The 15619-nt window shown below is 62.9% G+C and carries 23 protein-coding genes; 7 read left to right on the top strand and 16 right to left on the bottom strand.

Translation table 11 applies throughout. From position 1 onward, the window contains the following. Positions 1-90: 90 nt before the first annotated feature. The 3 genes from EN845_RS10590 to EN845_RS10600 all read left to right on the top strand — a co-directional run bounded on the left by EN845_RS10590 (position 91) and on the right by EN845_RS10600 (position 1035). Entirely contained in the window at positions 91-297 is a 207-nt protein-coding gene (locus EN845_RS10590; RefSeq protein WP_127870386.1) for a hypothetical protein, read from the top strand. 85 nt (positions 298-382) lie between these two features. Continuing rightward, positions 383-652 carry a DUF982 domain-containing protein gene (locus EN845_RS10595; RefSeq protein WP_245511705.1) on the top strand — a complete coding sequence of 90 codons (270 nt, stop codon included), beginning with the start codon at positions 383-385 and terminating at the stop codon, positions 650-652. A 149-nt stretch (positions 653-801) separates the two neighbouring features. After that, positions 802-1035 (top strand): DUF378 domain-containing protein, encoded by a 234-nt coding sequence (locus EN845_RS10600; protein ID WP_127870385.1) that lies wholly within the window; start codon positions 802-804, stop codon positions 1033-1035. A 125-nt stretch (positions 1036-1160) separates the two neighbouring features. On the opposite strand, the gene EN845_RS10605 is transcribed toward EN845_RS10600, so the two are convergent. Beyond that, entirely contained in the window at positions 1161-2222 is a 1062-nt protein-coding gene (locus EN845_RS10605) for a PAS domain S-box protein (RefSeq protein ID WP_245464335.1), read from the bottom strand. A 96-nt stretch (positions 2223-2318) separates the two neighbouring features. After that, positions 2319-2564, bottom strand: a complete 246-nt coding sequence (locus EN845_RS10610) for a hypothetical protein (RefSeq protein ID WP_127277998.1) — start codon at positions 2562-2564, stop codon at positions 2319-2321. Positions 2565-2835: 271 nt separating this feature from the next. Here EN845_RS10610 and EN845_RS10615 point away from each other — a divergent pair, with 271 nt between their 5' ends. Continuing rightward, positions 2836-3144 carry a hypothetical protein gene (locus tag EN845_RS10615; RefSeq protein ID WP_127870384.1) on the top strand — a complete coding sequence of 103 codons (309 nt, stop codon included), beginning with the start codon at positions 2836-2838 and terminating at the stop codon, positions 3142-3144. 90 nt (positions 3145-3234) lie between these two features. Next, complete coding sequence (locus EN845_RS10620) at positions 3235-3420, top strand: hypothetical protein (protein ID WP_127870383.1); 186 nt, start codon at positions 3235-3237, stop codon at positions 3418-3420. Positions 3421-3459: 39 nt separating this feature from the next. Here EN845_RS10620 and EN845_RS10625 read toward each other — a convergent pair whose 3' ends face one another. The 5 genes from EN845_RS10625 to EN845_RS35440 form a co-directional block, all read right to left on the bottom strand. Then, positions 3460-5448, bottom strand: coding sequence for an AI-2E family transporter (locus EN845_RS10625; RefSeq protein ID WP_127870382.1), 1989 nt, complete (start codon positions 5446-5448; stop codon positions 3460-3462). Between the two features lie 160 nt (positions 5449-5608). Beyond that, positions 5609-6688, bottom strand: a complete 1080-nt coding sequence (locus EN845_RS10630; protein ID WP_127870381.1) for a D-alanine--D-alanine ligase family protein — start codon at positions 6686-6688, stop codon at positions 5609-5611. 23 nt (positions 6689-6711) lie between these two features. Beyond that, positions 6712-7329 carry a C39 family peptidase gene (locus EN845_RS10635; RefSeq protein ID WP_127278003.1) on the bottom strand — a complete coding sequence of 206 codons (618 nt, stop codon included), beginning with the start codon at positions 7327-7329 and terminating at the stop codon, positions 6712-6714. 105 nt (positions 7330-7434) lie between these two features. Next, positions 7435-7950 (bottom strand): hypothetical protein, encoded by a 516-nt coding sequence (locus tag EN845_RS10640; protein WP_127870426.1) that lies wholly within the window; start codon positions 7948-7950, stop codon positions 7435-7437. Between the two features lie 163 nt (positions 7951-8113). Beyond that, positions 8114-8263 carry a hypothetical protein gene (locus EN845_RS35440; RefSeq protein WP_167531319.1) on the bottom strand — a complete coding sequence of 50 codons (150 nt, stop codon included), beginning with the start codon at positions 8261-8263 and terminating at the stop codon, positions 8114-8116. Here EN845_RS35440 and EN845_RS35445 point away from each other — a divergent pair. After that, positions 8262-8456 carry a hypothetical protein gene (locus tag EN845_RS35445; RefSeq protein WP_189522867.1) on the top strand — a complete coding sequence of 65 codons (195 nt, stop codon included), beginning with the start codon at positions 8262-8264 and terminating at the stop codon, positions 8454-8456. The two genes, EN845_RS35440 and EN845_RS35445, sit on opposite strands and share 2 nt — an antisense overlap. Before the next feature lie 78 nt (positions 8457-8534). Here the strand turns inward: EN845_RS35445 and EN845_RS10650 are convergent, their stop codons facing one another. The 5 genes from EN845_RS10650 to EN845_RS10670 all read right to left on the bottom strand — a co-directional run bounded on the left by EN845_RS10650 (position 8535) and on the right by EN845_RS10670 (position 12159). Further along, complete coding sequence (locus EN845_RS10650; RefSeq protein ID WP_127870380.1) at positions 8535-9356, bottom strand: hypothetical protein; 822 nt, start codon at positions 9354-9356, stop codon at positions 8535-8537. A gap of 58 nt (positions 9357-9414) precedes the next feature. After that, positions 9415-10131 carry an outer membrane protein gene (locus EN845_RS10655; RefSeq protein WP_127870379.1) on the bottom strand — a complete coding sequence of 239 codons (717 nt, stop codon included), beginning with the start codon at positions 10129-10131 and terminating at the stop codon, positions 9415-9417. Further along, positions 10128-10313 (bottom strand): hypothetical protein, encoded by a 186-nt coding sequence (locus EN845_RS10660; protein ID WP_245511706.1) that lies wholly within the window; start codon positions 10311-10313, stop codon positions 10128-10130. Before EN845_RS10660 ends, EN845_RS10655 begins: the two co-directional genes overlap by 4 nt. Before the next feature lie 222 nt (positions 10314-10535). Then, complete coding sequence (locus EN845_RS10665; protein WP_127870378.1) at positions 10536-11495, bottom strand: AraC family transcriptional regulator; 960 nt, start codon at positions 11493-11495, stop codon at positions 10536-10538. A 235-nt stretch (positions 11496-11730) separates the two neighbouring features. Next, positions 11731-12159: a VOC family protein gene (locus EN845_RS10670; protein WP_127278007.1), complete on the bottom strand. Its 429-nt coding sequence runs from the start codon at positions 12157-12159 to the stop codon at positions 11731-11733. A gap of 155 nt (positions 12160-12314) precedes the next feature. Here EN845_RS10670 and EN845_RS10675 point away from each other — a divergent pair, with 155 nt between their 5' ends. Continuing rightward, the gene (locus EN845_RS10675; protein ID WP_245511707.1) at positions 12315-12569 is read left to right on the top strand and encodes a hypothetical protein; all 255 of its coding nucleotides are present in this window, start codon (positions 12315-12317) and stop codon (positions 12567-12569) included. Between the two features lie 15 nt (positions 12570-12584). Here EN845_RS10675 and EN845_RS10680 read toward each other — a convergent pair whose 3' ends face one another. From EN845_RS10680 to EN845_RS10695, 4 genes are all read right to left on the bottom strand, one after another. Next, positions 12585-13754, bottom strand: coding sequence for a PLP-dependent aminotransferase family protein (locus EN845_RS10680; RefSeq protein ID WP_189343734.1), 1170 nt, complete (start codon positions 13752-13754; stop codon positions 12585-12587). Between the two features lie 161 nt (positions 13755-13915). Then, the gene (locus EN845_RS10685; RefSeq protein WP_127870425.1) at positions 13916-14374 is read right to left on the bottom strand and encodes a GNAT family N-acetyltransferase; all 459 of its coding nucleotides are present in this window, start codon (positions 14372-14374) and stop codon (positions 13916-13918) included. 273 nt (positions 14375-14647) lie between these two features. Next, the gene (locus EN845_RS10690) at positions 14648-14935 is read right to left on the bottom strand and encodes a GIY-YIG nuclease family protein (protein WP_127280753.1); all 288 of its coding nucleotides are present in this window, start codon (positions 14933-14935) and stop codon (positions 14648-14650) included. Between the two features lie 186 nt (positions 14936-15121). After that, a complete protein-coding gene (locus EN845_RS10695) occupies positions 15122-15610 on the bottom strand; it encodes a hypothetical protein (RefSeq protein ID WP_245511708.1) in 489 nt (162 codons plus the stop codon). Positions 15611-15619: the final 9 nt, after the last annotated feature.

Consider the following 15619-nt stretch of genomic DNA (forward strand, 5'->3'; position numbering starts at 1 on the left):
GCAGGTCACTCGGTTTGCCCCGGCCCTCCTGAAACCATTTCACGGACCCCGCGTTGACGACCGGGCACCGCCAGCCACAGGAGACATTCCATGACCGTCAATTGCCGCATATCCATCGACAACCGGCCGGACGCCACCAACGCCACCTTCCAGGCCGTGCCGCGCATTGGAGAGAGTGTTTCCCTGTCGGTCGACGGAAGCCCGCAGGATTTGCGGGTTTCGCGTGTCGTGCATGTGCCCAACGGCGGCCTGGAAGGCGCCGCGATCATCGTCGAGGTGACGACCAACATCCTCTAGGCCTTGTTTTGCCGGGAGATGCCGGGCCGAGCCTCACGCGACAGTGATCGGCTGATATGAAACCTCGCGCGGCCACGCGCGTTCCATGCGCAACATGGTCGAGGTTCCAATGCAAACCGCGTGGTTCTCCAAGCCCGTCGTGGTTTCGGTCGGCGTCACCGGAGCCACCCGCAACCTGTCCAACACACAACAGGCCATCGAACTCCTCACGACACATTGGCGCGATGCCGGCAGCCTGAAACATCAGTCGGCGCTACGCGCCTGCCGTCGCGCCACGAGTGGCGACGTTTCCCCGGATATCGCGAGGGAGGCCTTTGTCGAGGCCGCGCGCGAGGCGCACGTCCTGGTCGAATAGGCTCCAGGCCCCGCAACCCGGCCTGATTTCGCGTCCTGCCGCCGCTCACGACTTGTTACCACCGTTCACAATTCCGTGATTGATGGAACCTCCTGAAACCACAGGCGTTTTTCTTCCGGCGTTTGTTCAGGCAACATCAGGAGGCGTTTATGCGCATCATGAACCTCGTCACCCTCGCCCTTATCATCCTTGGTGGTCTCAACTGGCTGGCCATGGGCGTAACGGGCTATGACGTGATCGGCACGGCCCTTGGAGGAGCCACCTTGGCCCGCCTCGCCTATACGGTCATCGGTCTTGCCGCCATATGGCAGCTCATGCCGGGCTTCCAGAGCTTCACGGTTGGCGAAGTCGATGCCGAAAGGCATATCCATCATCATCCGTGACCGGTAAAACGGGCGGCGGGGTCCCCCGCCGCCCCACCATGACCGCTATTTCTACGCGCACCTGCCCGGCGGCAACCAAGCTTCCTCGTTCAGGATCGAACGGACAACCTATTGAAATCTCGAATCTAAATACCCAAACCCGCCGCATCGGCGATGGGCTCGGTACCGGCTTGCGCCACGATGATGGAGGCCAGGGGCGCGCTCAATCGCCATTTCAAATGGCCGGGCGACCGTTCCAGAACGGCTGAGCCACCCAGCGACTGCGGCGCCACACGCTGCAGCACGACGGTGCCGAACCCCTTGCGCGTGGTCTCGTCGCGCCGGTCGCCTGGACGAGGCTTCGATGTCTCCTCCCAGGTCAACTGGAATTCACGCTCGCCCAAGGCGCTAGAGCCTATCGTCCAGGTGATCTCGACCCGGCCGGCATCACTGGACAGGGCGCCATATTTGGACGAGTTCGTGCCGAGCTCGTGGAAAGCCATGCCGAGGTTCTGCACCGCGTTCGACTGCAGCGTCAGGACCGGCCCGGAAAGCAGGATCTGCTCCTCGCGGCCGAAGGGCTTCAGATGCTCCTGGATCAAGTCAAAGAGGCTCGCTCCCGCCCACTCGGAGGTGACGAGCAGATCATGCGAGCGCGACAGCGCCATGATGCGGGCGCGTATCAGTTCCTCGAACTCTTGCGGGTCGCTCGAGCGCTTGCTCGTCTCCCTGACCATCGACAGGATGACCGCGAACTGGTTCTTGACGCGATGGTTGACCTCGCGCATCAACAGCCTGATGCGGCGCTCGCTCTCCTTGGCGGCGGAGATGTCGCGGGCGATCTGCGAAGCGCCGATGATCTCGCCTACGCCGTTCCTGACTGGCGAAACCGTCAGCGAAACGGCAATGAGCGAGCCATCCTTGCGCCTTCTGGTCGTCTCATAGCTCGCCACGCGATCGCCGCTGCGAACCCGGCTGATGATCTCCGTCTCTTCGCCCTTGAGGTGGTCGGGTATCAGCATGAGGATGGACTGCCCCACCGCTTCCTCGGGGCTGTAGCCGAACATGCGTTCAGCAGCGAGGTTCCAGCTTGTGATGACGCTGGTCAGATCCTTGCTGATGATCGCATCGAAAGAGGAATCGACAATCGCCGCCAGCCGCGCATCGGCGCTCGCGCCCAATCGTCCCTTGTCTTCAACATCACTCATCGCCGCCAGGAATTCCGTCATGGCCACCTAACTAGCCCGCAAACCAATCGAGGCAATCGCCCCCCTGACGGAATTAAGGAATCCGCAGCTCCCGGCTTACTCAGCTGTCCCGCCGTTTGGCCTTCTGCCATCGACCTCGGGCGCCAGCACGCCGAATTCCTGCGATTTGGTCCCTTGCCCGGCGGCGAGGAAGCCATCGGAGGCCAGACCCCGGCGCAACAGCTCCCTCACCGCGGCGGAGCGGCTCGGCATGCGCTTTTCGAAGCGCCAGTTTTCCAGGGCCATCAATTCGTCAACGGTGAGCATGATCTGCAGCCGTTCCGGACGTTCCAGGTCAGCCATCTAAGCTTCCTCGCTGGAGCTGAGAATGTGTCGAGTTAGTATCTACCTCGTTCAGCTAATAAATAGGGTTTGCCTCATAATGCGTCAAGTGCCGCCAGTGGGGGAACGGCGCATCTAACCCATGATGAGAATAAGACGTCGGACCCCCACTTGCATCACTATGCTAACTTATTGATTTTATTCAAATATTTTTGAGAATTCGCTTGTCATCCGCGTCCACCTGGCGCATGCTGCGACATGGATAGAAACAAGCCCTCCAAGGGAGGTTTAAATGCGGTACGAATACTCTTCGCGGTTGCTGGACGACGTCAATTCGGCGGTCCAGAGGGCCTTTGAGATGGCAGGCATCGTCAACATCAGCGCGGTGGCGGAACAGATCAGGGTGCGAAACCTGGCCGAGAATGTCGCCCTCGAGGATGTCGAATACCTTGTCCTGCACGCTGCCCAGGTGCTTGGCGCGGCAATCGAATTCGACGCTCTGGGCAACGGCTTGGCTGCGAGTGGGAACGGGCTCGTCGACAATGGCGAGGAGAGTGCGGTCATGCCGTTCAATCTTCCTCGGTCAGCCTCGATGCAATAGTGAAAAGCCTGCGGACCGCCACGGCTCCAAGCGCAGTGGAACAAGTCCGGTCTCTGGAGGTTACTGCATCGCCCGACGGAGGAGAATGTTGTGAAGACCCTGCGCAGTCTGCTTGCCGAACTGTCTTCCAACTGGCTCCGGCGCCGCAAGGTTCAGGCACCGGTCGGTGGAAATCCGGTCAAACCTGTTTCCCGCCTTCCCCACCAGACCGCGAAGATGCGGCCAGCCCACAAGCCCAAGCCGCCCTCCTCCCGCGACGTTGCTTCAAATATGTAAACGACCGCGAAACCCCTACACACTTTTCCGGGAATTGCCCTAGCTCGCAGCGGTGGCCGAGGCCTTTCTTGGGGTGGCCCGCTGACGCCGCATGCGGCGTTTGGCAACGAGCTTCAGGGCGACCGGCGGCTCGTTCGACAGTGCGCCCACCACTGCATCCATCATGCCATGCGCCACGAAATCCGCGTTGATGTCCTGGGCCAGTTTGACGGCTGCGTCCTTGTCCTCATTTCCGGTCTCCGACCAGAACACGATTCCCACCCGCAGCGCTGCCTTCGTACGCTTTAGCCGGCGAACCAGAAACCGGGCGTGCTTGATGGAATCCGGGTTCAGGAAGCCAACCACGACCGTGTCGACCGTGTCGAGTTCGAGGCGCCGAATACCTCCCGGTTCCATGTCTGCAAAGCCTGCCTTCGAGACCGTCGTGCCCTGGACTTCCAGGACCTGGGCCAGCATGGCTGCTGCGGCGTCGTCAAGCTCGCCACGTCCGCCAGCGCAAAGCACCGACATATCCGTGCCGTCGGGCAGATCGGCCTCCTCCTCGCCGGCGGACTCGCCGTCGTCGCTCGCCTCCGCGGCCACGAGCGTGCCATCCTCCTCATCCGCTTCCTCCTGCGCACTTTCGTCGAGGTTTGCCACCAGCGCCTGCGCACTGGCCGCCAACTGCCGCCTTTGCTGATCGCCCATGACACCGCGCGCACGGTCCTGCTCGCCCAGCAGAAGTGCGGGAATAGCCACCTTGTCGTAGAAATCGACCAGGTATTTCTCTTCCAGCATCTCTTCGGCGTGGTCCGTGGCCTCGTCCGGATCACCGGCGAGCAGACGCTGGTAGAGGCGCGCATGGGGTTCGAGCACGGGCTCGTTGCCGAAGAGCACGTCGAGGAACTCGAACTGCGGCACGTGCCTGCCCAGCACCACCAGGCACACGGTGAGCGGTGTTGACAGGACCAGCCCAAGCGGCCCCCAGAGCCACGTCCAGAAGATGGCCGCTACGATGATCGCGAGGGATGACAGCCCGGTTCGCGAACCATAAAGCCAGGGTTCGACGACATTGCCGGTAACCAGTTCCATCACCACGAACAGGGCGGCTGTCCACAGCACGAGCGACCAGCCTGGCGCTACGGCCAGCGCCAGGAACAGCGGCAGCAGCATGCCTATGGCAGGCCCGATGTAAGGAACAAACCGCAGGGCTAGCGCGAGCAATCCCCATAGCAAGGCATTTGGAATGCCGAGGATCCACAACCCGATCGCTATCGGTATCGCGTACAAAATGTTGACGACCAGTTGCATCAGCAGGTACCGGCCAACACGCTTGCCGGCATCCTGAAGCGCCTCGGTGGTGCGGTGAAGGTCGCCATAACCGACAAGCCGGATGAAGCGGTCGCGCAAGTCCTCTCGCTCGAGCAGCATGAAGATGACGACCACGATGATCAGCCCGGCCGATCCGAGCGGGCTGATCAGCGGCCCGACTATGTTCTGCAGGACCTCCAGCGGCCTTTCGCGCGAGACGATCTCGACCGGCACCGGCTCACGCGGCGGCTTTTCCGGGGTGGCGGCCGGCGGCGACGTCTCCTGCCTGTCGATCTCCTGGCCGACACGTTCGACAACCTTGCCCAACCTGGCAATGATCCCTCCGCCGACTCCGGTCTCCTTGAGCGAGCGGATCTTGGTCAGGATGTTGGTCTGGTAGACCGGGATGTTCTGCGCCAGTTCGCTGACCTGCGTGGCGACAATGAAGCTGAACAGGGCAAGGGCGGCGAACGCCCCCAATACACTGACGATGACGGCGGCAATCCGGGGAATACCGGCCCGTTTGAGCGCGGACACAAGAGGGGCGAGCGCGAAAGTCAGCAACAGCGCGATTGCTATCGGCAGGAAAACCTCACGCCCGAAATAGAGCGCCGCCACCGTGGTGACGATGGTGGCCACATTGGGCAATGACGTTCGAGGGTGTGGGGCGGCGGGCGAAAGAATTTCCTCCAACCCATGAGGCGGCGATGCCATCCCGTTTCGACGATTGGCCGCCATTCCATGTCCCTCCTGTCGGCTCCATGATCGGGCATATAGAGCCGGCGTACAACATTAGCCAGAGGTGAAACACACGTCGTTCAAGGCGCAGTTTATCCGGCGTGGCGACCGTGCTGAAAGGGCGCACCGGCCTTCCGACTGGCTGCCTGCCCGGATCGGATCAGCGCACGCCGTGCCGCGCCAGCGCGTGCTCGATCAGCGCGTCGATGACCTCCGCGTAGCCGATGCCGATCGCCGCCAGTGCCTTGGCGTACATCGAGATGTCGGTGAAGCCGGGCAGCGTGTTGACCTCGTTGACCAGCAGCGAGCCGTCGGCGCGCAGGAAGAAGTCGACGCGCGCCATGGCCTCGCAGCCCAGCGCCTTGAAGGCTTGCCCAGCCATGTCCCTCGCTCTGTCGGCGATCGCGGCGGGGACGTCGGCGGGCACTTTGACCACCGCGCCGTCGGCATCGAGATATTTGGCCTCATAGGTGTAGAAGCCATGCTTGCCGGCCGGGATGATCTCGCCCGGCAGCGAAACCGTGAGCGAGCCGCCTGCCCGTTGCAACACCGAGCACTCGATCTCGCGGCCTTCGATGAACTCCTCGATCAGCACCTTGCCGTCGTAGCGGAAAGCCGTTTCGACGGCCGCTTCAAAACCATCCCCGTCGTTCACCTTGCTCACCCCGAAGGACGAGCCCTGGCGTGCCGGCTTGGCGAAGAAAGGCAGCCCAAGCGCCCCAGCGATCTTCTGGAACGAACCGACATCACCTCTATGCACGGTGACCGAGCGGGCGACGGCAAGGCCGGCCTCGCGCATGAGCCGCTTGGCGACGTCCTTGTCCATGGCGGCGGCGGAAGCCAGAATGCCGCAGCCGACATAGGCGACATCGGCGACTTCCGCATAGCCCTGCACCGAGCCGTCCTCGCCGAAGGGACCGTGCAGCACGGGAAAGACGACATCGACAGGCGTAAGGTCAGCCCGTATTCCCTCGTGCGACGCCGGGATCAGCCGGCCCTTGCCGCCGGGCAGCAGGGCGACCTCCACGCCGTCCTCCGACACCGGAGCCCCTGCCCCATCGCCGCCAGCCTCGGACGAGGATTGCAGCAGCCACCTGCCCTCCCGGGAAATGGCGATCGGCACCACCTCGTAGCGCGTCCGGTCGATCGCCTTCAGCACGTTGGCCGCCGACAGCCGCGACACGTCGTGCTCGGCCGAGCGCCCGCCATAGAGGATGGCAACCCTGATCTTTCCGGTCATCGAAATCCCTCAACTGTCGAAAATCAAATGGCGACGGCAATGCCGCGATTGGCGAAGAAACGATCGAAATCGCCTGGCGCCAACACTGCGTTTGCCTGTGTGGCGCTGGTATGGCCGGATGGGTTGTGAAAGCGAAAACCCTCATCCGACGCGGCGGTGACCAGAACCAGGTGTCCGCCCTTCGATGGCGGCTCGCGCTCGGGCCAGCGGATCGAACTGCTGACCGAAGCGATGAAGAAGCGCGACCGGGCGAGGATCGCTGGAATGTCCGCCGTCGCGACATTGGTCATCACCTCGGCCTCGAGGCCGAATTCCTGCTTCACGAAGGCAACGAAAGGCGCGTAGATCAGCCCCTTGATCGAGCCTTCATTGACGACATAGCCGCCATATCCGGTGCACCGTCTTGCCAGTTCGATCGTCGGCACGATCTGGCCACGCGTCGCCAGGATCATCTTGAGACACGCCATGCCGCAGACATTGGCGGCCCAGACCGCGTATTCGTCGCGCGTGGCCGCACCCGATCCCTGCCATAGCGGATCCCGCCGCAACGCGGCCTCGGCGCCATCGGCGAGCACCGCCAGCGTCATGTCGGGCGTCTCCCACTGACTGAAAAACGGCACGGCTTCAGGCAGTGGACTCATGCGGATTCCTCGGGTAGCTAATCAATCTCGTATACGAGAATACGAGATTGATGAAAAGCCGCTCGGACCCCGTCGAATTTGCTCGGGGGCGTCGCGGGGCGCCGTCTAATCAACCTTCGTCCAGCCGAAGACCAGCCAGGCGTATTTCGATTTTTCGTCGGGTTCGGCGGTGTAGGTCATCTGGATGTCGCCGCCCTTGGCGTAGATATCGAGCCTGGGCGCCGTGTCCAGCTCGAGCCATAGCGAACTCTTGCTGAAGGACCAGGTTCCGCACCAGACGCAGGAACCCGATGTCGGGTCGCCGGGCTGATGGAAATTGTAGCGCCCATCCGCCGTGATCTCCAGATAATCGAACGCGCCGTAAAACGCGGTCACCGTCTGCTGGACCTCATTGGCGGCGGCTTCCTGTTCCGGCGTGGGCGCATCCTTCATGTCGCGCGGCGGCCGGGTGGTGGCGCCGCTGAGTTGCCATTTACCGACAAAGTCCTTCTGGGTCGGAAGATATTCCTCCTGAGCCTGCGCCGAAGATATATGAGTAATTGGTAATATGAATGGTGCGACCATGCCCAAAATCGCAAGCAACGGCGCGGCGACCCGGATCGCCTTGGTTGATTTTTGCATGAAAATTGTTTCTCCACGGTGGGCAAGAGATGTTCTGTTCGGGATGTTGTTAAGAAAGGCGGCGCGCATTGCTTCAACGCCGATTCCCGTCCGCCTTTTTCGGTTAGCACCGCAGCCACCGATCTGGCAACGCAAGGCAGCGATGGCCGGTTTGTTTCTACGACTACGAAAGATTCGTAAAGCCGCCGCCGCGGGTGTAGTATGCCTTGTCGTCCGCACCAACCGAGGCAAACGGACGCTTGAAAGTCAACTCAGGTGCTTTCGCCCCGACGAGGGAGGAGAGCGCTATGGCTTTCTCAAAATTCACCAGCATGTTCACGTCCGACGATCTGAACCTTCTCCAGAAGGTGTTCGACCAGCTGTGCCGAGAGCGCCGTCTGGCCCTCAAGGACAAGGATCAGAGAGACCAGCTGGCGCGCGAAGTCATGGAAGCTTTCGAAGGTGGCTTCACCGAGGAAACCGAGTTGTGGCAGTCGCTTTCGAAGCGACGCACCGCCCAAGCGTGAGCGGCGGGACGCGATTGCCTCCAGTCATGCAGCCAATTGCGATGCGATCACGGCCGCGCTTTCAGCCGTGCCGCCGGCTCACTTCGTATTGACCACCGAAGCGGGCCGGTAAGTGTCCATGGTCGCGCCGTTGCGGTCCTCGTCGAAGAGGGAGTCGCTGCCGAAGCTGGCGCGCAGGCCGATGACGACCTTGTTTGCCCTGAGGTCCTGGGTGGACGTTTCGAACTTCCTCCGTTCGAATTCATAGCGTCCGAACACCGCCCAGGGCGTCTCGTCGAACCGGTACATGGCCTGGACGGCCGCACCGACCACGTCCTCGTTGGTGCCGTCGTAGTCGGTTCGGTTGAAGTCGAGTTCCGCATCGAGGCGAAAGTTCTTGCGGACGAAATAACGCGCCACGGCGCGCACGCCCCACTGGTCGCCGTGAAAGTCGCTGATGGTGAGCTGGCCGACACTGGCCTGGCCGTAGAGGGTCAGGTTGCTGAGATAGAGTTGTGCTTCCGGGCCGACAGCATAGTTGTTCACGGTGACGCCGCTTTCGCCGACCGATGTGTAGGCGGCGAAGATGCCGGCGGCAAAACGGTCGGGATCGCGGTAGAAGCCATGGATCGCACCGCGCGTTTCATCCAGCGCGTCGTAGGGGCCCCATATGCGGTCGTAAGTCAGGTCGCCCTGCAAATTCCAGCGCTGTGCAAACGGGATGTTGACGCGCAGGGCACCGCCGCCGGCCCGCGTCGTGTAATCGTCGCCGACGAAGCGCAGTCCGCCGAGATAGAGTTCGCCATAACCGGAAATACGCGGCGCCACCGCCGTCTCGGTGGCAAGCGACTGCAGGATATCCGCCGCGCGAGCCGATGTCGCAACGATCAGCGACGCGAGGCAGATGGAAAAGCGATGCATTTGGAGCCCTCGAATACGAATTTCCGACGCTGCGCCAGCGGCGAAAGATAAGCACTGTTCAGAATTTGTAGGCGATGCCGAGCCGGATATCGTTCGTCTTCAGGTCGATCTCATCGTGCAAGGGGACCCCGCTGGGAACCGCGATGCGTGTCGAGGGGTGGCGGCCGAAATCGGCAAAGCGGTATTCGCCCCGAACCAGCCAATTGTCGGTGACGGCGTATTCGGCACCCGCGCCCAGCGTGTAACCGCTGACGGTGTCCTCGACATCGGCATAGGCGGCTCCGCCTGGAAGGGCGATTGTGGTGTGCTTGTACTTCGCCATCGCCAGGCCGCCGGTGACGAAGGGAAGCCAGCGATCCATCGCATAGCCGGCCCGCAGGCGAACCGATCCGACTGCCTCCAGTTCGAGCACGCCGCCGAAGCCGGGATCGTCTACGCCAGCCGCCCGATAGAGTGTGGTGTCCTTGACGCTGGCAAAGCTGTAGTCGCCCTCGATGCCGAGGACCAGGCCGCCGTCGAACTGCTTGTCATAGCCGGCATAGAGACCGCCGAAACCGCCGGACGGGCCGTAGCCCCAGCCATAATCGTCGAAGGCCCCTGGCGCGAAAGTCTGCCCGACCCTGGCGTTCCCCCAGGCATATCCGGCCTGCGCGCCGACATAGCCGCCGGACCAGCTGTAGCTGGCAGCCACGGGCAAGGTTTGAGTGGCGTCGGCGGCGAACGCCATGCCGGCTGGCACCGCTGCAAGGATCGTTGCCAGAAGAATCGTCTTCACTGTTTGCCGCCCCCAAAAAGATGCCGTGTCCCGCCGGACTTTCCGGCGGCGTAACCGACGTCGGCGCCGGCATAAAGCCCGGACCAGTCGTAACCGGCCGGCGCGGTTTCGCCGATGTCCCCCGCACATGCCGCGCCGACCGGCGCGAGAAGGATGGCCGTAGCAAGAAGAAGAGTTTTCATTGTTGTCTGCTGCCCCAATTGTCGTTCTCCGCCGCGTTGATGCCCGCGGAGATCCAGCTGTTGTCGAGAACCCGGTTTTGCATTGTCCACCGGCCGCGTCTTGGGCTGGGCCGCACCCGAATTGTCGGGGAAAGCGCGGCAGTGCTTTCCCCGTCCGTGTGGCCATTCGGCCTCACTCGATCGATGTGTCGGGTATCCCACGGGGGATCGCTGTCGGAGACGCTACCTGGCGCTACTTGGCGTCGAGCCGAAGCGGCGGCGGAAACAGCGATTGAAATAGGAGACGTCGGAAAAGCCGCTCAACAGCGCGATCTCGCTGACCCGCATGCGGTCGTTGCGCCGGTCGCGCAGCATGCGATGGGCTCTCTGCAGGCGCAGTTCGAGAATATGCTCGGCGAAACTGGAGCCCGTCTCCTGCAAGAGATCATGCACGTAGCGCGCGGAAAGCCGCAACTGCTGGGCGATGTGCTGGGCCGAGATGCCGGGATCGGCGAAGTTGTCCCGCATCTTCTGCAGGATGGCCTGCAGCCTTGCCGCGCGCAAGCCGCGCACGCCCGCCAGCTCGGCGATCTCGCCCTTGGCGCCTGTCGCCAGCCCGATCAGGTCGACGATCGTCTCGGTGGCGTGGGCGACGAGATCGGGCGAGACCAACGCCGGTCCCGCTTCCAGGAAGCCGCAATAGCGCTTGAGCATGTCGAGCGCTTCATTGTCGGCGCCGATGGTCAGCGCCAGGCGATCCTCGACATGGGCGAAGGCATTTTCCAGGATTTCGCGGGGCACCACGACATTGGTCCAGACATTGTGGTCGCCGCCGGTCATTTCCAGCGCTTCCGAAGCCGAGACCAGCGCGCCTTCGCCCCTGCCGATGCTGTAGTCGCGGCCGGTCTGCACGCCGCTCAGCCTGGTGTCGCCATCGTTGACCAGCAGCAGATAGCCGTCGCGGCCGTCATCGGCGATGTTGCGTGTCTTGCGGCTGGCATGCCTGATCGTTCCGGCCATCCGCCCGAGCACCAGCGGCCCGATGGCGGTGGCTTCGATATCCGCCTGGAAAGGCACGTTCGCGGAGATGGCGTATTCGACCGACCATATCTCCGCGACGTGGATGTCCTGCCAGAGCGCGAAGCGCGCGCGGTCGTCGAGATGCGGCGGCAGGTCGACCGACGAGAAGACATTCTTTTTCAACGAGCAACCGGCCTTTCCCGCGCACGCGTCCTCCCTGAAGCCGCACCGTATGGGACCGATTTGCCTCCTGTCCAGAGGCGGCGCTATCCATGCCCTGCAGGACAATTTCAGTGCGGCACAGGTCAAGAATCCGAGCGGATTCGCCAGCGCGGGGCTCGAATTTCCTAATACCCGGAAAAATGCGGCGCGGAATCACCCGCATCGCTCGGCGCTGTGGCCGGCCGAGTGCCCTTACCTAGAATGTGATCTTCACGGAAGCCGCACTGCGGTTGGCCGGGCCGTGGTGGACGGCCTCGATGTTGTTGCCGTCGGGGTCGAGCACGAAGGCGGCATAGTAGCCGGGATGATAGGGCCGCTCGCCCGGCGCGCCATTGTCCGTGCCGCCGGCCGCCAGCCCGGCTTTGTGGAAGGCATCGACCATGGCGTGATCCCTGGCCTGGAAGGCCAGGTGATGACGGCCGGTCAGCTTTCCCTGTGCGGCCCGGCTGTCGGCGCTGGAGATGAACAATTCGTCGGCCCAGAAATAATCCTCGCCGGTGCCGCCGATCGGGACACCGAGCACCTGGAAGACCGCTTCGTAGAAGCGCCGGCTGGCGGGGAGATCCCGCACCACGAGCTGGAGGTGGTCGATGAGCCGGCCGCGATGCAATTCCTGGGTTTCCATGAAAGCTCCTCCTCGCAAGGTCTCGAATTTAGGTCCGGGCGGCAGGGCGTCAACGCGCGGCACGTGCATCTGCTGACAACCAGCGACAAATCTTCGGGCGCGATGGAACCATTCGGCTGACGGCGAGTTTGGGGGCGCGGCGGGAGGACTTGCGATTGGATTGTTTTCAGAGGCTTGAAGCGCTGATCGACAGCGCCGATGCCGACGGCATCGAGGAAGCGAACGCATTGCTGCGCCGGTTCAAGGATAGGTCCGAACAGACGACGCGGGCCATCGATGAGTTCATGCTGGACTTCAAGACGTTGGTCTTCGTCGTCGAGACCGGCGTAGAGGGTTTCCAAAAGCCGATCCGCAAGCTCGCCCGCGCCAGGCTTGCGAAGCTCAAATATCTGGTGAACGTGCCGGCGTAGGCGCCGGGCGCGGGCCTAGCTCTTGAGCAGCGCCGCCAGCCGTGGAATGCCCTCGGTCACGGCGCGGCGATTGGCCAGCGTGAAGGACAGCCGCAGCGTGTTGCGCCCGGTGCCGTCGGCGTAAAAGGCATTGCCGGGCACGAAGGCGACCCGCGCCTCCTTCACCGACCGTGCCAGGAGTTCGGTGGCGTCGGCGCCTTCCGGCAGCGTCACCCAGACGAACATGCCGCCTTCCGGGCGGCTCCAGGTCACGCCCTCCGGCATGTTGGCTTCCAGCGCGCCGAGCAGCCCGTCGCGGCGCTCGCGATAGGCGCCGATCAGCTTGTCCACCTGGCCGTCGAACACGGATTCGGCGACGCGGTGCATGACCATCTGGTTGACCGACGGGCTGTGCAGGTCGGAGGCCTGCTTCATCAGCACCAGCTTCTCGATCACGTGGCGCGGCGCGCAGACCCAGCCGACGCGCATGCCCGGCGACAGGATCTTCGAGAACGAGCCGCAATAGAGCGTGCGTGCCTTGTCGATGCCGCCGGAGCGCGCGCAGTCCAGTGCCAGGATCGGCGGCACGCCTTCGCCGTCATAACGCAGCGCCCGGTAGGCGGCGTCCTCGATGACGGCGATGTCGAGCTCGCCGGCAAGGTCGAGCACGGCCTCGCGCTGCTTTCGGTCCAGCGTGTTGCCGGTCGGATTGGCGAAGTCGGGCACCAGATAGGCGAACTTCACACGCCCGCCATTGGCGGCGGCAGCGGCGCGATAGGCCGCCGGCGTCATGTTGCCGCCTTCGGGGCGCAGCCGGTCGTAGCGCGGCTCATAGGCGTTGAAGGCCTGCAGCGCACCGAGATAGGTCGGCCATGTCACCAGCGCCGTATCGCCCGGCGACAAGAACAGCTTGCCGAGATAATCCAGGGCCTGCTGCGAGCCGGAGGTGATGAAGATGTTGGCCTCGTCGCACGCGATGCCGAGCTTGCCCATCTGTCCGGCGAGCCACTTCCGCAGCGGCAGATAGCCTTCCGAGACCTGATACTGCAGCGCCGCCCCGGCTTCCGCCCCGCCCAGCACATCGGCATAGGCATCGCGGATGGCATCGGCCGGAAACAGCGAGGGATCCGGAATGCCGCCGGCGAAGGAGATGATGTCGGGCTGGTCGAGCAGTTTCAGCAGCTCGCGGATTTCCGACGCCTTCATGCGCGACGAGCGCGAAGCCAACAGGTTCAAAAGGGTCAAGACACGCCTCCCGGACGTATTTACAATAGGTCAACCTGACTGACCTATATCCGCTTTGTCAGCCGATTTGAATAGTGCCTGAAAGGCTTCCGCTATACGCCAGTCGCCGTCGGCGTCCGTGTCTAAAGGCTCTTCTTGTAACCAATATGGCTGGCGGTGAAGCCGAGCCCTTCATAGAAGCGGTGCGCATCCGCCCGGCCCTTGTCGGTCGTGAGTTGGACAAGGCCGCAGCCGCGCGCCCGGCATTGCTCGATCGCCCATTCGAACATCTTCTTGCCGATGCCCTCGGAGCGCCTGCCATCGGCGACACGAACCGCCTCGATCTGCCCCCGCCACGCGCCCTTGCGCGAGAGCCCGGCAAGGAAGGTAATCTGCAAGGTACCGATCACCGCCGCGCCGTCCACGGCCACCGCCAGCAGCTGGTTTGGATCGGCGTCGATGGCGTTGAAGGCATCGACATAGCCTTGCGCCAGCGGCAACGAGGCATCTTCGCGGCTCGCTCCCAGCGGATCATCGGCGAGCATGGCGACGATGGCCGGCAGGTCGGAGGCTTGCGCCTTGCGGAATTGGATGTTGGTCATGGCGGATGAGATACGGCTAGCCGTCACCGGCGGCAAGGTTCGGCTCCCCTTCCCCCTTCGTGGGGATGTTCCGGCTTGGCAACATGCTTCTCACGACAATGGGCTAGTGGCAGGCTGACATCAGATGTTAGGATGGTGAGGCACCTTCGAAGGTTAGCCTAAGCTATCCCATCTTCGTCATCCTAGGGCGAAGCAGGAGCGCAGCTCCGTCGCGGAGACCCTAGGATCCATGCCGGGACGCCTGCAACGACCAAAGCGGGGCAGGACACAACGCTACCACCCAGTGCCGCGGAACAACTCGAACCATTCCGGATTTGCTTTTTCGATCAGTTCGATCTTCCATTGTCGCGACCAGCGTTTTAGCGATTTCTCGCGCTGAATGGCATCGGTGATGTCGAAATATTCTTCATACCAGACCAGTCGCTGCACACCATATCGACTTGTGAAATACGAGCCTTTGCCGGACTTGTGCTCGGGCATGCGGCGACCGAGATCGTTCGTGACGCCGATATAGATGGTGCCACCCTTCTGGCTCGCGGTCATGTAGACATAGCCGGTCATAAGTTAAGGCTATCGGGTAACGCGTCGGGAGAACATCCTGGTTCCGCTGTGTTCCTCGGCGAACGTCACGGCATGGATCCTAGGGTCTGCGCTGCGTCGCTTCGCTCCTTGCTCCGCCCTAGGATGACGACGGTACGGATGCTCAGCCCAATTGTAGCTGCCACAGCCGCCGCACAGTATCACCAATCAATCCCCATCGGCAGGCTTGGCCTTGCCGCACTGCGCCAGCACCTTGCCGATGGCCGCGCTCGACCCCTTCAGGGGAAAGCTGATATCGCCATATTTCTCAGCGCTGACCGACACATCCCCCTTCGAGCGCAGCAGGTCGAGCAGCGGGTCGGCTTTCGCCAGATCGACCACGAAATAATTGTACATGGCCTCCAGCTGCAGCGTCTTGGTCACCGTCTTGCCATCGGCCTTGAAGTCGAACTCGCCGCTGATGCCCGGTTCCAGTTGCTGGCCGCTGTCGCCCAGATCGTAGCTCAGCACCGGATTGTCGAAACAGGCCAGCATCAGATGCGCGTCGCCTTTCGGCCCGCCGCAGACGGAGGCGGTCAGCACGCTGCCGCCCTCGTCTTCCTCCATCTTGGCGCTCCAGCCGCAGGACGCGGCAAGAACCGGCTGCACGCCGAGCAATGCCGCCAAGGCGCCAGCGGCAACGAAATATCTTCTCATGACTCCCCC

It is taken from the genome of Mesorhizobium sp. M8A.F.Ca.ET.202.01.1.1 (assembly GCF_004791595.1).
Lineage (GTDB): Bacteria > Pseudomonadota > Alphaproteobacteria > Rhizobiales > Rhizobiaceae > Mesorhizobium.

Excerpts from the sequence above, each read along its gene's own strand:
- EN845_RS10635 (WP_127278003.1), bottom strand. The coding sequence starts at position 7,329 with ATGAGTCCACTGCCTGAAGCCGTGCCGTTTTTCAGTCAGTGGGAGACG.
- EN845_RS10660 (WP_245511706.1), bottom strand. The coding sequence starts at position 10,313 with ATGAAAACTCTTCTTCTTGCTACGGCCATCCTTCTCGCGCCGGTCGGC.
- EN845_RS10650 (WP_127870380.1), bottom strand. The coding sequence starts at position 9,356 with ATGCATCGCTTTTCCATCTGCCTCGCGTCGCTGATCGTTGCGACATCG.
- EN845_RS10590 (WP_127870386.1), top strand. The coding sequence starts at position 91 with ATGACCGTCAATTGCCGCATATCCATCGACAACCGGCCGGACGCCACC.
- EN845_RS10630 (WP_127870381.1), bottom strand. The coding sequence starts at position 6,688 with ATGACCGGAAAGATCAGGGTTGCCATCCTCTATGGCGGGCGCTCGGCC.
- EN845_RS10625 (WP_127870382.1), bottom strand. The coding sequence starts at position 5,448 with ATGGCGGCCAATCGTCGAAACGGGATGGCATCGCCGCCTCATGGGTTG.
- EN845_RS10640 (WP_127870426.1), bottom strand. The coding sequence starts at position 7,950 with ATGCAAAAATCAACCAAGGCGATCCGGGTCGCCGCGCCGTTGCTTGCG.
- EN845_RS10670 (WP_127278007.1), bottom strand. The coding sequence starts at position 12,159 with ATGGAAACCCAGGAATTGCATCGCGGCCGGCTCATCGACCACCTCCAG.
- EN845_RS35445 (WP_189522867.1), top strand. The coding sequence starts at position 8,262 with ATGTTCACGTCCGACGATCTGAACCTTCTCCAGAAGGTGTTCGACCAG.
- EN845_RS10605 (WP_245464335.1), bottom strand. The coding sequence starts at position 2,222 with ATGAGTGATGTTGAAGACAAGGGACGATTGGGCGCGAGCGCCGATGCG.
- EN845_RS10595 (WP_245511705.1), top strand. The coding sequence starts at position 383 with ATGCGCAACATGGTCGAGGTTCCAATGCAAACCGCGTGGTTCTCCAAG.
- EN845_RS35440 (WP_167531319.1), bottom strand. The coding sequence starts at position 8,263 with ATGCTGGTGAATTTTGAGAAAGCCATAGCGCTCTCCTCCCTCGTCGGG.
- EN845_RS10680 (WP_189343734.1), bottom strand. The coding sequence starts at position 13,754 with ATGAAGGCGTCGGAAATCCGCGAGCTGCTGAAACTGCTCGACCAGCCC.
- EN845_RS10600 (WP_127870385.1), top strand. The coding sequence starts at position 802 with ATGCGCATCATGAACCTCGTCACCCTCGCCCTTATCATCCTTGGTGGT.
- EN845_RS10615 (WP_127870384.1), top strand. The coding sequence starts at position 2,836 with ATGCGGTACGAATACTCTTCGCGGTTGCTGGACGACGTCAATTCGGCG.
- EN845_RS10685 (WP_127870425.1), bottom strand. The coding sequence starts at position 14,374 with ATGACCAACATCCAATTCCGCAAGGCGCAAGCCTCCGACCTGCCGGCC.
- EN845_RS10610 (WP_127277998.1), bottom strand. The coding sequence starts at position 2,564 with ATGGCTGACCTGGAACGTCCGGAACGGCTGCAGATCATGCTCACCGTT.
- EN845_RS10690 (WP_127280753.1), bottom strand. The coding sequence starts at position 14,935 with ATGACCGGCTATGTCTACATGACCGCGAGCCAGAAGGGTGGCACCATC.
- EN845_RS10695 (WP_245511708.1), bottom strand. The coding sequence starts at position 15,610 with ATGAGAAGATATTTCGTTGCCGCTGGCGCCTTGGCGGCATTGCTCGGC.